The sequence below is a fragment of the Mycobacterium sp. SMC-17 genome (genome assembly GCF_045310915.1).
Taxonomy (GTDB): Bacteria; Actinomycetota; Actinomycetes; order Mycobacteriales; family Mycobacteriaceae; genus Mycobacterium.
In genome coordinates this window covers 54,128-67,065 of the sequence record NZ_JBJIAK010000019.1, presented here as the reverse complement: position 1 = coordinate 67,065, position 12,938 = coordinate 54,128, and the positions used below count along the sequence as shown (strand labels likewise).

The 12,938-nt window shown below is 68.7% G+C and carries 16 protein-coding genes and 1 riboswitch; of the genes, 7 read left to right on the top strand and 9 right to left on the bottom strand.

Annotated elements, in window-relative coordinates; genetic code table 11:
- Positions 1–3: 3 nt before the first annotated feature.
- Positions 4–200: riboswitch (cyclic di-AMP (ydaO/yuaA leader) on the bottom strand.
- A gap of 210 nt (positions 201–410) precedes the next feature.
- Genes ACJH7A_RS14475 through ACJH7A_RS14465 form a run of 3 tightly spaced genes read right to left on the bottom strand, consistent with a single transcriptional unit; the run spans position 411 to position 2,133 of the window.
- A complete protein-coding gene (locus ACJH7A_RS14475) occupies positions 411–668 on the bottom strand; it encodes a MoaD/ThiS family protein (protein WP_082934726.1) in 258 nt (85 codons plus the stop codon).
- A gap of 2 nt (positions 669–670) precedes the next feature.
- Positions 671–1,732 carry a GTP 3',8-cyclase MoaA gene (moaA, locus tag ACJH7A_RS14470; RefSeq protein WP_133426537.1) on the bottom strand — a complete coding sequence of 354 codons (1,062 nt, stop codon included), beginning with the start codon at positions 1,730–1,732 and terminating at the stop codon, positions 671–673.
- The gene (locus ACJH7A_RS14465) at positions 1,729–2,133 is read right to left on the bottom strand and encodes a YccF domain-containing protein (RefSeq protein WP_064859312.1); all 405 of its coding nucleotides are present in this window, start codon (positions 2,131–2,133) and stop codon (positions 1,729–1,731) included. The genes moaA and ACJH7A_RS14465 overlap by 4 nt, the downstream gene beginning before the upstream one ends.
- A gap of 149 nt (positions 2,134–2,282) precedes the next feature.
- Here ACJH7A_RS14465 and ACJH7A_RS14460 point away from each other — a divergent pair, with 149 nt between their 5' ends.
- Together ACJH7A_RS14460 and ACJH7A_RS14455 are read left to right on the top strand one after the other, a co-directional pair.
- A complete protein-coding gene (locus ACJH7A_RS14460) occupies positions 2,283–2,693 on the top strand; it encodes a cold-shock protein (RefSeq protein WP_053854517.1) in 411 nt (136 codons plus the stop codon).
- A gap of 83 nt (positions 2,694–2,776) precedes the next feature.
- Positions 2,777–3,781, top strand: coding sequence for a glutathione S-transferase C-terminal domain-containing protein (locus tag ACJH7A_RS14455; protein WP_318986770.1), 1,005 nt, complete (start codon positions 2,777–2,779; stop codon positions 3,779–3,781).
- Position 3,782: 1 nt separating this feature from the next.
- Here the strand turns inward: ACJH7A_RS14455 and ACJH7A_RS14450 are convergent, their stop codons facing one another.
- Together ACJH7A_RS14450 and ACJH7A_RS14445 are read right to left on the bottom strand one after the other, a co-directional pair.
- Entirely contained in the window at positions 3,783–4,265 is a 483-nt protein-coding gene (locus tag ACJH7A_RS14450; RefSeq protein WP_060998943.1) for a DUF2771 domain-containing protein, read from the bottom strand.
- Complete coding sequence (locus ACJH7A_RS14445) at positions 4,262–5,902, bottom strand: MFS transporter (RefSeq protein WP_064859310.1); 1,641 nt, start codon at positions 5,900–5,902, stop codon at positions 4,262–4,264. Before ACJH7A_RS14445 ends, ACJH7A_RS14450 begins: the two co-directional genes overlap by 4 nt.
- Positions 5,903–6,403: 501 nt before the next feature.
- On the opposite strand from ACJH7A_RS14445, the gene ACJH7A_RS14440 reads away from it, so the two are divergent.
- Complete coding sequence (locus ACJH7A_RS14440; protein ID WP_234789681.1) at positions 6,404–7,102, top strand: DUF3027 domain-containing protein; 699 nt, start codon at positions 6,404–6,406, stop codon at positions 7,100–7,102.
- On the opposite strand, the gene ACJH7A_RS14435 is transcribed toward ACJH7A_RS14440, so the two are convergent.
- Entirely contained in the window at positions 7,099–7,557 is a 459-nt protein-coding gene (locus tag ACJH7A_RS14435; RefSeq protein WP_406802192.1) for an SRPBCC family protein, read from the bottom strand. The genes ACJH7A_RS14440 and ACJH7A_RS14435 overlap by 4 nt on opposite strands.
- 28 nt (positions 7,558–7,585) lie before the next feature.
- A complete protein-coding gene (locus ACJH7A_RS14430) occupies positions 7,586–7,852 on the bottom strand; it encodes a DUF2530 domain-containing protein (RefSeq protein WP_212813198.1) in 267 nt (88 codons plus the stop codon).
- 41 nt (positions 7,853–7,893) lie between these two features.
- Here ACJH7A_RS14430 and ACJH7A_RS14425 point away from each other — a divergent pair, with 41 nt between their 5' ends.
- The 3 genes from ACJH7A_RS14425 to ACJH7A_RS14415 are packed head-to-tail and all read left to right on the top strand — an operon-like array spanning position 7,894 to position 9,456.
- The gene (locus ACJH7A_RS14425) at positions 7,894–8,325 is read left to right on the top strand and encodes a MarR family winged helix-turn-helix transcriptional regulator (protein ID WP_212813196.1); all 432 of its coding nucleotides are present in this window, start codon (positions 7,894–7,896) and stop codon (positions 8,323–8,325) included.
- A gap of 23 nt (positions 8,326–8,348) precedes the next feature.
- On the top strand, positions 8,349–9,170 hold the full coding sequence (locus ACJH7A_RS14420; RefSeq protein WP_212814974.1) for an RNA methyltransferase: 822 nt from the start codon (positions 8,349–8,351) through the stop codon (positions 9,168–9,170).
- A 10-nt stretch (positions 9,171–9,180) separates the two neighbouring features.
- Complete coding sequence (locus tag ACJH7A_RS14415) at positions 9,181–9,456, top strand: DUF2537 domain-containing protein (RefSeq protein ID WP_212813194.1); 276 nt, start codon at positions 9,181–9,183, stop codon at positions 9,454–9,456.
- Between the two features lie 86 nt (positions 9,457–9,542).
- On the opposite strand, the gene sepH is transcribed toward ACJH7A_RS14415, so the two are convergent.
- Together sepH and serC are read right to left on the bottom strand one after the other, a co-directional pair.
- Positions 9,543–10,481, bottom strand: a complete 939-nt coding sequence (gene sepH / locus ACJH7A_RS14410; RefSeq protein ID WP_212813192.1) for a septation protein SepH — start codon at positions 10,479–10,481, stop codon at positions 9,543–9,545.
- A gap of 125 nt (positions 10,482–10,606) precedes the next feature.
- Positions 10,607–11,713: a phosphoserine transaminase gene (gene serC, locus ACJH7A_RS14405; RefSeq protein WP_020098899.1), complete on the bottom strand. Its 1,107-nt coding sequence runs from the start codon at positions 11,711–11,713 to the stop codon at positions 10,607–10,609.
- A gap of 206 nt (positions 11,714–11,919) precedes the next feature.
- Between serC and ACJH7A_RS14400 the strand changes: the two genes are divergently transcribed.
- Positions 11,920–12,936, top strand: coding sequence for a diiron oxygenase (locus tag ACJH7A_RS14400; protein WP_060998957.1), 1,017 nt, complete (start codon positions 11,920–11,922; stop codon positions 12,934–12,936).
- Positions 12,937–12,938 lie beyond the last annotated feature (2 nt).

Here is a 12,938-nt window from a genome sequence, read left to right as displayed (position 1 = left end):
AAGCAGTCCTCTCGTCAACGCCTACGAGGTCAGCTGTCGGGTTCGGGCTGGAGAGGTTGCCCGGCCTGCAGAGCAGGCTTCACCCCAAGGAGCCGAGGCTCCTGGTCCTGATTTCCTCGGTGGACCGGTTGGGTCCCCCGCCTCCATCCACGGGTTGTCGTCGGCCGCACCTGATGGATGGAGCTAGGCGTTTCAAGTGCGGGTGCCAAAGGGTCGCTCTGGCTTGAGAGACGACGGTATCGGGTCAGGTGGGTTCCGTCACCTCGACCGATTTCGGGCGTTTCGGGCCCGAGCAAATTATGAGAGGACTTTAAAGCCGCTGGCTGATTCGGCGTTTTCGCAGGTATCGATGCCGGTCAGGGGCGCCGCAGCCAGGTCGTTACCGTTTCGTTATGTGAGGCATTTCACAATTAGCCGCCGGCGAAGGGGGGTAGGACATCGAGCGTCCCGCCCGTGGCGAGCGCGGTGTCCAGATCGCGCACGGCGACGCCGTCGCGCAGAAATGAGCAGCGTGAGAGCACTTTTGCCACATCTGCCCCACGTGTACCAATGGAGTTCACCAGATCGCGGACGGTTACACCCTCATTGAGCTGCAACGTTTCGGTCTCGATTCCGGTTGCGGCCTTCGCGGCGGCGAAATAGCGCACCGTCACCACCAAATCCGCCACCGTCAGCCGCCGATCGCGCTCATCGGGCGGTCCGGCTGGACGAAACCCGGATCGTTTATTCCATGGCCCGCCGGCTTGGCCCACATCGCGGCCCGCCAGGCGGCCTCCACCGCATCGTCGTCCGCGCCGCCGCGCAGCAACGCCCGCAGATCCGTCTCCTGCTGTGAGAACAGACAGCTGCGCACCTGACCGTCGGCCGTGAGCCGGGTGCGGTCGCACGTGCCGCAGAACGCGGCCGAGACGGACGCGATGACGCCGACGGTGCCGAGCACCGCGCCGTCGTCGTGCACCTGCCACAGCTCGGCCGGGGCGGAACCCCGCGGCGCCGGGTCCGGGCGCAGGCTGAATTCGCGGCGCAGCGCCGCCAGAATCTGGTCGGCCTGCAGGACCGAACCCCGCTGCCAGTGATGCCCGGCGTCGAGTGGCATCTGCTCGATGATGCGCAGCTGGTACCCGTGCTCGAGGCAGAAGCGCAACAGCGCCGGGGCGTCGTCCAAGCCGGTTTCCGGGTCGAGCACAGCGTTGACCTTGACCGGACTCAGCCCCGCCGCCTTTGCGGCGGCCAGGCCGTCGAGCACCTCGGGCAGTCGCCGACGCCGCGTGATGGCCGCGAAGCGGTCCGGGTCCAGGGTGTCGAGCGAGACGTTGACGCGATTCAGGCCGGCCTTCTTGAGCGCTGCCGCGCGCTTGGCGAGTCCGATGCCGTTGGTCGTCACGGCCATGGCCGGCCGCGGCTGCAACGCGGCGGTCGCCGCGACCACTTCCTCCAGATGTGGAACCAGCAGCGGCTCACCGCCGGTGAACCGCACACCCGTGATGCCCAACCGCGTCACGGCCACCCGGATCAGCCGGGTGAGCTCTTCGGGAGTGAGCAGGTCGGCGCCGGGCAGCCAGTCCAGGCCCTCGGCCGGCATGCAATAGGTACAACGCAGATTGCAGCGGTCGGTGAGCGACACCCGCAGATCGGCGGCGACACGGCCGTACGTGTCGATCAGCGGCCCGGATGCCGGGGCCGGACCGACAGGGCGCGCGATGGTCGGGAGGCCGAGTGGCGTGAGTGTCATTGCTGCCAGGCTGGTGCGGGGTGGGTCTGGTCGACCGGGACGATCTGCTTGCCCAGCGGCAGCAGCGACACCGGGATCAGCTTGAGGTTGGCCAGCGCCAGCGGGATACCGACGATGGTGATGGCTTGCGCGATGGCGGTGGCGATATGGCCGAGCACCAGCCACCAGCCGCACAGCACCAGCCAGATCACGTTGCCGACCAGCGCCCCCGGGCGCGGTCCGGGCTTGTCGACGACCGTCTGGCCGAACGGCCACAGGGCGTAGACGCCGATGCGGGCCGCCGCGACGCCGAACGGGATGGTGACGATGAGGACGAAGCAGATCAGGGCTGCGAGGAAGTAGCCGAGCGCCAGCCAGAAGCCGCCGAAAACCAGCCAGATGATGTTCAGGATCAGGCGCATGTCACCTCCTCTACATAGAACCTTCAGCCTACCGAGTAATGGGGATGCTGCGATCTGAGGTGGCCGAGTAGGATCAACGGCAACGCGTCCTGCGGAGGTGGGGCGCTTTCGTTATGTAACCGTATGTTGAGAACGAGCAGGTGAGACCAGTGCCAAGCGGCCGGGTTAAGTGGTACGACACGGAGAAGGGCTTCGGCTTCCTCTCCCAGGAAGAGGGCGAGGACGTCTACGTCCGGTCTTCGGCGCTGCCCGCCGGGGTTGAAGGTCTCAAGGCCGGTCAGCGCGTCGAGTTCGGTGTCGCGGCCGGGCGTCGCGGTCCGCAGGCGCTGAGCCTCAAGCTGATCGACCCGCCGCCGAGCCTGTCGCGCACCCGTCGCGAGGCCGCGGCCCCCGAGCACAAGCACACGCCCGACGAGCTGCACGGCATGGTGTCGGACATGATCACCCTCCTCGAGGACGTCGTTCAGTCCGAGCTGCGCCGGGGGCGTTACCCCGACCGCAAGACGGCCCGCAAGGTGTCCGAGGTGGTCAAGGCCGTCGCCCGCGAGCTCGACGCCTGATTCACACGCCGAAGGTTGGCTTGTGTTCGAGAGTCGGCTGATTTCTCGCACACAAGCCAACTTTGGGCGGGCAGACTGGGGATGTGACCTACGTCAACCCCGGTTCTGAGTTCACCCGCGACACCAACTACATCAGCACCCGGATCACGGCCGACGGTCGTGACGGGTACCCCGTCGAACCCGGGCGGTATCGGCTGATCGTCGCCAGGGCCTGTCCCTGGGCCAACCGCGCCATCATCGTCCGTCGGCTGCTGGGCCTGGAAGATGTTCTCTCCATTGGCTTTTGCGGTCCGACGCACGATCAGCGTAGCTGGACATTCGACCTGGATCCCGGCGGCGTCGACCCGGTGCTGAAAATCCCGCGGCTGCAGGACGCCTACTTCAAGCGCGACCCGGACTACCCCAAGGGCATCACGGTGCCCGCGATCGTCGACGTGCCCACCGGTGCCGTCGTGACCAACGACTTCGCGCAAATGACGCTGGACCTGTCCACCGAATGGACGGCGTACCACCGCGACGGTGCGCCGCAGCTGTACCCCGAGCATCTGCGCGACGAGATCGACAGCGTCGCCAAGCGCGTCTACACCGAGGTCAACAACGGCGTCTACCGCTGCGGGTTCGCGGGATCACAGGAGGCGTACGACGCCGCCTACGACCGGCTGTTCACCGCGCTGGACTGGCTGAGCGAAAGGCTCAGCGGCCAAAGGTATCTCGTGGGGGACACCATCACCGAGGCCGACGTGCGGCTGTTCACCACGCTGGCCCGGTTCGACCCGGTCTATCACGGGCACTTCAAGTGCAATCGGTCCAAGCTCGCCGAGATGCCGGTGCTGTGGGCGTACGCCCGGGACCTGTTCCAGACCCCCGGCTTCGGCGACACCGTCGACTTCGTGCAGATCAAGCAGCACTACTACATCGTGCACGCCGACATCAATCCGACGCAGATCGTGCCGAAAGGTCCCGATCTGGCAAATTGGCTGACGCCGCACGGCCGGGAAGCGTTGGGCGGCAGGCCTTTCGGTGACGGCACGCCGCCCGGGCCGGTTCGCGACGGTGAACAGGTGCCGGCCGGCCACGGCGCTGGGTAGGTCAGGGCCAGACGGTCCGCACGGACCATTCGGCGTGCGGCAGGGGGAACTCGTTGCCGTCGGAATCCCTTGCCAGAGTGGGCAGTTGGACGGCGAGCCCGAGCAGCTTGCCGTGATGCGGGTCGACGGTCGGGATGGTCACGGCCAGCCGCTGGTTCGGCCGGAACTCGCTGACGGTGGAACCGTCGTCCTCGTAGGCGAGCAGCAGCACCCACGGCGCCCGCGCCACGGGCTGCGGCACGGACAGCTGAATGGGGTGCCGCGCCGTGACGTGCAGTTCGCCCGTCGTCGCGGGGACGTCGCACGCCTTCAGGTGGACGTCGCAGTAGCGGTACGGCCCGATGCGCGTCAGCTGGCCATCGGTGAAGGCGCTGATCTCGGGGAAGTCGGGACCCTGGTGCCGCGTCAGCCGCCAGACCAGGACACCTGTGGCCGTCGCCGACAGCACCGCGACCACTGCCAACAGCGCGAGAACTCGTTTCATATCCATCCTTGACGCGCCCCGGGCATTGCCGCGGGATCGGGCCGTGGTCCTTCCTGCTCGGCGAGTACGGGCCGGTTGCCGCCGAAGCCCGGGATCAGTGAGCCACCGTTGTAGCTCACGAGGGTCTGGGCGAGCCCGGGGATCAGCAGGGCGCTGACCGCGGTGAACCCGACCCAGAGGTCGGTATAGATCAGCACACCGACGGCGCCGCCGACCACCCAGGCCAACTGCAGCACCGACTCGGACCGGCCGAAGGCCGACGCCCGGGACGCCTCGGGCAGGTCGTGCTGCAGCGAGGCGTCCAGCGACGCCTTGGAGATCGCCGTGGCGGCCGAGGTGATCAGCGCGGCGGCCGCGGCCACCATCAGGTTGCCGGCCACCGCGGCGGCGATTGCCGCAGCAGTGACGATGACAGTTGCGCGCACGACCACCTGCGCGGGATGCCCCAATTTGAGGCGGGCACTGGCGATGTTGCCGGCGAAGTTCCCGATGCCGGCGGCGGCGCCGATGAGGCCGAGGATCTTCAGCTGTTCCCACGCACCCGCGTCGTGCGACTTGGCGACGAACGCGGGGTAGAGGAACAGAAAGCCGACGAGCACCTTGATGGTGCAGTTGCCCCACAGTGACGTGATGATGTTGCGGCCCAACGGCTGTCGCGGGGACTTGTCGTGATGCGGATGTCGCAGCTGCTCGGTCGGCGCGTGATACGACAGCGTCGCCGGCACCTCACCCTCGGTGACCTCGACCCACTTGGGGATGCGCATCGTCAGGACGGCGCCCGCGACCGCCACGACGGCGACGACGTAGAGCGCGCCCGGCAGATGCATCAGGCCGAAGGTGTACTCGAACGCGGCTGCGACGCCACCGCCCAGACCGGTGCCACCGAGCAGCCCGAACATGGTGAGCCGGGAATTGACCCGGACCAGGTCGATCGTCGGTGGCAGCACACGTGGCGTCACGGCGCTGCGCAGCACGCTGAACGACTTGGACAGCACCATCATCCCCAGCGCGCACGGGTAGAGCACCCACGGGGGATAGCTGCCCGTGGCGCCGTCGTAGTTGCCGATCAGCACCAGCGCCAGCACCACGCGCAGCGCGAACGACACCGCAAGGGCGACGCGCCGGCCGTGCTGCACGCGGTCCAGCGCCGGCCCGATGAGCGGGGCGATCACCGCGAACGGCGCGATGGTGATGAGCAGGTACAGGGCCACCTTGCTCTTGGACTCACCTGAGGCCGCCGCGAAGAACAGCGTGTTGGCGAGCGCGATGCCCATCGCCGCGTCGAGCGCGTTGTTCGCGACGACGGGCCACGTCAGCGCCGTCAGACCGGATTTGTCGGCGCCGTCGGCCGTCGCGGCCCGGTGCACCAGGCCATACACCTTGGTGCCCATCTCACGGCTGCGCTGCGCGGCGGCCCGGGTGACGGTGATCTTCTCGCCGCCCGCGGGGCCGCGGCGCCGGTCGTCGTCATCGCGGCGCCGGTCGTCGTAGCCGTCGTCGTATCCACGGTCGTAGCCATGGCCGTCGTGGTGATCGTCGTCGAGCGGCGGCAGCCAGCGGTTGTCGCTGTGCGACGACGACCCCCGCGGCGGCGGCCGTCGGCGGGCCTGACCAGGATCGCTCGGGTAATTGGCCATGCCCGGATGCTCTTCGTCATCGCGGCGCGGTGGGCGCGGCGGGTAGTAACGGGGATCCCCCGACCTCCCGGCATCCCGCGGTCCACTCATGAGCACGATTGTTCCCCATGCTGCCGACGGCGGCGCGCAGGCAGGCGGTGTGGCCTTGTCCTGGGTGGTCAGGCAGTATTGATCACGATGGACATGCCCAATGACACCGAATCGGCAGCCGTGACGCCGGACGAGTCGACGCCGCCCGAGGCGCCGGTCGAGGTGCCGACCCCTGAAGCCGCCGTGGAATCCGTCGACGCCGTCGAAGCTCCCGCCGAGGCACCGGAATCGGCCGAAGTGCCCGAGACCGTCGATGAGCCGCAGGCCGCCGACGAGTCCCCGGCCGCCGACGCTGTCGTCGACGAGGCCCCGGTTGCGGAGACCGCTGACGCGCCCGCGACCGAAGCGGCCCCCGAGGCCGCGGCGGCTGTCGAAGAAGAGGCCGAGCTGCCCGACCTGACCCCGATCCTGATGGGCGCGGTCGACCAGGCCCGCGCCGCGATCATCGAGTTCAGTGGCGAGGGCGTCGTCGGTGACTACCTGGGCGCCAGCTTCGACGACCCGGCGTCGGTGACCCATCGATTCCTCGCGTCGATGTCCGGCTACCACGGCTGGCAGTGGGCAGTGGTGCTGGCGACCTACCCGGGCGCCGACCACACCACCGTCAGCGAAGTGGTCCTGGTGCCGGGACCTGATGCGCTGCTGGCCCCGCAGTGGGTGCCGTGGAACGAGCGCGTGCAGCCGGGCGATCTGAGCCCGGGCGATCTGCTGGCGCCGCCGCCCAACGATCCCCGGCTGGTGCCCGGTTACCTGGCCTCCGGTGACCCCGAGTGGGACGAGGTGGCTGCCGAGGTCGGTTTCGGCCGCAAGCAGGTGCTCAGCGACTGGGGCCGGACGGATGCCGCGCAGCGCTGGCAGGACGGCGACTACGGGCCGAACGCCGCCATGGCCCGGGCCACCCGCCGGACCTGCCGTGGCTGCGGTTTCTACGTGCCGCTGTCCGGGTCACTCGGCCTGGTGTTCGGCGTGTGCGCCAATGAACTGTCCGCCGACGGACGTGTGGTGTCCGCGGAGTACGGCTGTGGCGCGCACTCGGACACGCCGCCGCCGGAGCCCATCGGCTCACCGGCCTTCGAGCCTTTCGACGACGGCGTGCTCGACCTCGGCTAAGCGCCTTCGGCCGCGGCCTTGATCCGGCCGAGCGAGGTCTTCATGCCCTCGACCAGTTCCACCTCGAAGTTGGGCACGCCGCCCATGAAGCGGTTGATCAGCGTGCTCGAGATCGGCTTGACGGCTTCCGCGCGCCGGCTCACGGTCAGCTTGGTGCCGGTGCCCGCGGGCTCGAGGTCGTAGGTCCACTGGGTGTTGTTGGTGTTGACCCGGAACGACAGCTTCTTCTGCGGGTCGACCGCGGTGATCGTCGAGGTCGTCGGCCAGAAGAGCGCGCCCCGACGGTTGAGGTTGACGGTCTTGGTACCGACCTTGACGGCGCCGACAGCCTTCATCACCCGACACTGCGGGCTCCATTTGGGCATGTTGTCGAGATCGGAGATCAAAGCCCAGACCTTGGCCACCGGCGCGTTGATGGTGATGTCTGCCTGCAGCAGAGGTGTTTCTCCAGCCATCGGACTCTCCCTTGTCGAGATGTGAATGTCAGCGCAGGCCGCGTTGGGCACCTCGTGCGCCGCGCCGGGCCGCGCTGCGTTGCCACAGAAATATAGAGGTCCCCAATACGCCGACACCGAGGCCTGCGACGGTCACCGGCCGCCAGCCGTGCAGCGCCGCGACGGTGAAGGCCAGCACCACTGCCACCAGCCAGCCGGCCGCGATCACCACGATCACCGGAACCGGGTCGAGGAGGCGGTCGGGGAGAGCCGGCGGAACGGGTTCCGCCGGATGTTCGTGCGCGGGCGTGGCCATCTCCTCTAACGCTAGTCGATCGATCGGTACGCTATCTGCTCGTGACGGACGCCGATGACCGCTTGGCCAATGACCTGTCGCTGGCCGTCGTGCGGCTGGCGCGGCAGTTGCGATTCCGTCGTCCCGATTCCCCGGTTTCCCTGACACAGTTGTCGGCCCTGGCCACGCTCGCGAAGGACGGCCCGATGACGCCGGGCGCGCTGGCCACCCGGGAGCGCGTGCGGCCGCCGTCGATGACGCGCGTCATCGCCTCGCTGGTCGAACTCGGGCTGGTCGAACGCAGTTCTCATCCCGACGATCGGCGTCAGGTGCTGGTCGCGGTGTCCCCGGCCGGTGAGGAACTGTTCGAGGCCGAGCGCCGGGCCGGCATGGAATGGCTGCAAGGCCGGCTCGAGAAGCTGTCCGGCCAGGACCGCGGCATCCTGCTGGCCGCCGCTGACCTGATGTTCGCGATCATCGACGAAGCCCAGTGAGCGCTGCCGCAGACCTCGACGCGATGGACGACATCATCGTTGTCGACGTCACCGATCCCGCCGATCCGCGGCTCGACGATTTCCGCGACCTCAACAGCGTGGACCGCCGGCCCGACCTGCCGTCGGGCAAGGGGCTGGTGATCGCCGAGGGCGTGTTGGTGGCGCAGCGCATGCTGGCGTCGCGGTTCAGCCCGCGCGCGTTCCTCGGCACCGATCGCCGGCTCCGCGAACTGTCCGGCGACCTGGCCGGCTGCGGCGTGCCCTACTACCGCGCCAGCGCCGAGGTGATGGCCGAGGTCGTCGGCTTCCACCTCAACCGCGGCGTACTCGCCGCGGCGCCCCGGCCCGTCGAGCTGACGGTGCCCGACGTGCTGCGGGATGCCCGGACCGTCGCGGTCCTCGAGGGTGTCAACGACCACGAGAACCTGGGCTCGATCTTCCGCAACGCCGCCGGCCTCGACGTCGACGCGGTGGTGTTCGGCGCCGGGTGCGCCGATCCGTTGTACCGCCGCGCGGTCCGGGTGTCGATGGGCCATGCCCTGCTGGTGCCCTACGCCCGCGCGGAGTCCTGGCCCGGCGATCTGAAATTAATGCAGGACAACGGCTTTCACCTGATCGCCATGACGCCGGGGGAGGGCTCCGTGCCGCTGGCCGACGCCCTGGCGCCGCTGGCCGGGGAGAAGGTCGGGGTGCTCGTCGGGGCCGAAGGCCCGGGGCTGACCGAACACACCATGCGGGCCTGCGAGGTGCGGGCGCGCATCCCGATGTCGCGGGGCACCGATTCGCTGAATGTCGCCACGGCCGCCGCGCTGGCGTTCTACGAGCGCGCCCGAACGGCGGGCTAGATTGGCTCAGATGACGACACCGTCGCAGACGCCGTGGGGCACCGGACTGACGGTGTCGGCGTTCGTCGCTGCCGTGACGGCCGCCGCCATCATCGTCCTGTCGCTGGGGCTGCTGCGGGTGCACCCGCTGCTCGCGGTCGGTTTGAACGCCGTCGCGGTCGGTGGCCTGGCCCCGACGGTGTGGGCCTGGCGCGTGCGCCCGGTGTGGCGCTGGTTCGTCTGGGGTGCCGGTGCCGGTGTGGCGCTGGGCTGGATCGCGACGCTCGCGATCGCCCTGGGCCGTTAGCCCCGCCCCGCCGTGATTCTGTAACTACGGCGCAGAAGTGCGAGTAGGGGGACCCTCAGTACAGGGTCAACGTGAGAAGCGCAGCGTCAGCGCTGGCCGTTGGCCCGCACGCCGAGCAGGACGTCTTCCCACGCCGGAATTTCGGGCTTCTTCTTGCGCGGACGCGCGGCGGGAGCGGCCGGCTCGGGGGTCTCGACGACGGCCGCCGGCTCCGGCGCCGGGATGGGCTCGGGTGCCGGCGGGGCCACCGGCGCGGCGGGCACCGGGGGAGCGGCCGGGGGCGGCGTCATGACGACGACGGGGGCGGGCGCGGGCTCCGGCGCAGGCGCGGGTTCCGGCTGATGTGCGGGCATCGGGATCTCGGCGACCGATTCCTCGAAATGTAGCTGTGCGAGCGGTGCGACCGACCGCAGGGCCGGGCGGGTGTAGTTCGGGTCGATCAGCTCGGTCGCGGCGTCGTCGAACGCCGTCGTGGTGCCGCCGTGGGCGCCGGGGCTGAACCGGAAGTGTGCGACGTTGTCGGAACGCCCGGCCTTCCAGCCGAACTGCACGGTCCAGCGGCTGTCCTCGTTGCGCCAGGCGTCCCACTTGGTGGCTTCGGGGTCGAGGCCGCGGGAGATCAGGGCTCCGGTCACCGTCTCGAGCAGGGTCAGCACCGACGGGCCGTCGGGCAGGATCGGGTGCGACGCGCTGGCGAGTTCGGCGGCGCGGGAGCGCTCCAGCAGCACCGGGTGGGCGAAGCGCATGATGCGCTCCGGGCTCACGCCCGCGGCTGCGGCGAGCTGCTCGACGGAGGCGCCGGCCCGGATGCGGGACTGGATGTCACGGGGGCGCAGGGAGTTGGGCACCTCGACCTCGACTTCGATCTCCGTCTGATTGATGGCGGCCCGGTCGCCGCGGACGGCGGCCTTCAGTCGATTGTCGACGCGCAAGACAAACTTGTCTGCGGTGGCCGAACCGTTGGGGGCTTCGCAGATGATGCGCTTGCCGTCGGCGTCGAGTCCGACGACCTTGAGTTCCCTCATTGGTGACCTCCTAGGACGCGGCTTAACGGCTCACCCTAGCGCGTTATCGACTCGTAACCGTGCTGACACACCGAGGCGCGCAGCCCTTCATGGACTACGCGCCTCGGTTACGTGTCAGGTGGTGCTCAGAGGCGTTCCACAACCCAGTCGACGCACGCCGTCAGGGCGCTGATGTCGTCGGGGTCGACGGCCGGGAACATGGCCACGCGCAGCTGGTTGCGGCCCAGCTTGCGGTACGGCTCGGTGTCGACGATCCCGTTGGCGCGCAACACCTTTGCGACCGCGGCGGCGTCGACGTCGTCGTTGAAGTCGATGGTGCCGACGACCTGCGACCGCAGCGCCGGGTCGGCGACGAACGGCGTGGTGAACGGACGCGACTCGGCCCACGAGTACAGGCGCTGCGACGAGTCGGCGGTGCGCTTCACGGCCCAGTCCAGACCGCCGTTGCCGTTGAGCCAATCCAGTTGCTCGGCGAGCAGGATCAGCGTCGCGATCGCCGGGGTGTTGTAGGTCTGGTTCTTGAGGCTGTTCTCGACCGCGATGGGCAGCGACAGGAAGTCGGGCACCCAGCGGTCGGTGGCGGCGATCTGCTCGACGCGGGCCAGCGCGGCGGGGCTCATCACGGCGATCCAGAGGCCGCCGTCGGAGGCGAAGTTCTTCTGCGGCGCGAAGTAGTAGGCGTCGGTGTCGGCGATGTTGACCGGCAGGCCGCCGGCGGCCGAGGTGGCGTCGATCGCGACGAGAGCGTCACCGGCGGGACGCTGGATCGGCACCGCGACACCCGTCGAGGTCTCGTTGTGGGCCCACGCCACGACGTCGACATCGGGGTCCGACTGCACGGCTGGCGCGCTGCCGGCGTCGGCCTTGATGATGATCGGGTCGCCGACAAACGGGTTCTTGGCGACGCACGACGCGAACTTGCTGCTGAACTCGCCGTAGGTGAGGTGCAGCGAGCGCTTGTCGATCAGGCCGAACGCGGCGGCGTCCCAGAACGCGGTCGAGCCGCCGTTGCCGAGGATGACCTCGTAGCCGTCGGGGGTGGAGAACAGTTGCTTGATGCCGTCGCGCACGCGCCCGACCAGGTTCTTGACCGGGGCCTGGCGGTGCGAGGTGCCGAACAGGTCGCCGGCGGCCGCCAGCGCGGTCAGCTGCTCGGGGCGAACCTTGGACGGGCCGCAGCCGAAGCGTCCGTCGGCGGGCTTGATGTCGGCGGGGATGGTGAGCTCAGCCATGACCCTCAGCGTAGTTGCAGGTCGACGGCCGGTGACGTGGGGATCCGGCTGCTCGCCCGGCAGATCCGCATGCAGGTGTGATGACGGTCACAATAGGTGTCCAGATGTGTGACGGCGGGCACTAGTTTTTAGGTGGTACCTCCGGTACCGTTCGACACAAGGCAGCCGAATGTAAAGCTGGCAGAAAAGCCTTGGGAGGCTCGAAAATGGCTCGTACCCGGATGATCCGTCGTTGGCGCCGGAACATGGACGTGCTGGATGACACTGTCTACGTGGAGAAGCTTGCCACGCTGTCCGAGGGGTCGGTGCGGCGCAACTTCAACCCGTATCAGGACATCGCCTGGGACTCTCCCGAGTTCGCGGTCGTGCCCAACGACGAGCGCTGGATCCTCCCCGACACCGATCCGCTCGGTGGCCACCCGTGGTACCAGGCGCAGTCGCAGGAACGCAAGATCGAGATCGGCATGTGGCGTCAGGCCAACGTCGCCAAGGTCGGCCTGCACTTCGAGAACATCCTGATCCGCGGCCTGATGGAGTACGCGTTCTGGGTTCCGAACGGGTCGCCGGAGTTCCGCTACTGCACCCACGAGGCCATCGAAGAGGGCAACCACACCCTGATGTTCCAGGAGATGGTCAACCACATGGGGGTTGACGTCCCGGGCATGCCCAAGCTGCTCAAGTGGATTCAGCCGCTGATCCCGCTGGCCGCCGGCCCGGCGCCCATCCCGTTCTTCTTCGGCGTGCTCGCCGGCGAGGAGCCCATCGACCACACCCAGAAGAACATCCTGCGTGAGGGCTCTGAGCTGCACCCGATCATGGAGCGGGTCATGGCCATCCACGTGGCCGAGGAAGCCCGGCACATCTCGTTCGCCCACGAGTACCTGCACAAGCGCGTTCCGGAGCTGAGCCGCTGGAAGAAGTTCTGGCTGTCGCTGTTCGTGCCGCTGACCATGCGCATCCTGTGCTCGGCGATCATCGTGCCGCCGCGGGTCTTCTGGAAGACCTTCGACATCCCGCGCTCGGTGCGCGACGAACTGTTCTTCGATGCTCCCGAGTCGCGCATGTTCCTGCGCAACATGTTCTCCGACGTCCGCATGCTGGCGTACGACACCGGTCTGATGAACCCGCTGGCCAAGCTGATGTGGAAGATCTGCAAGATCGACGGCCCGCCGAGCCGGTACCGCAGCGAGCCGCAGCGTCAGCACGTCGTGGTCGCCGCCTGAGC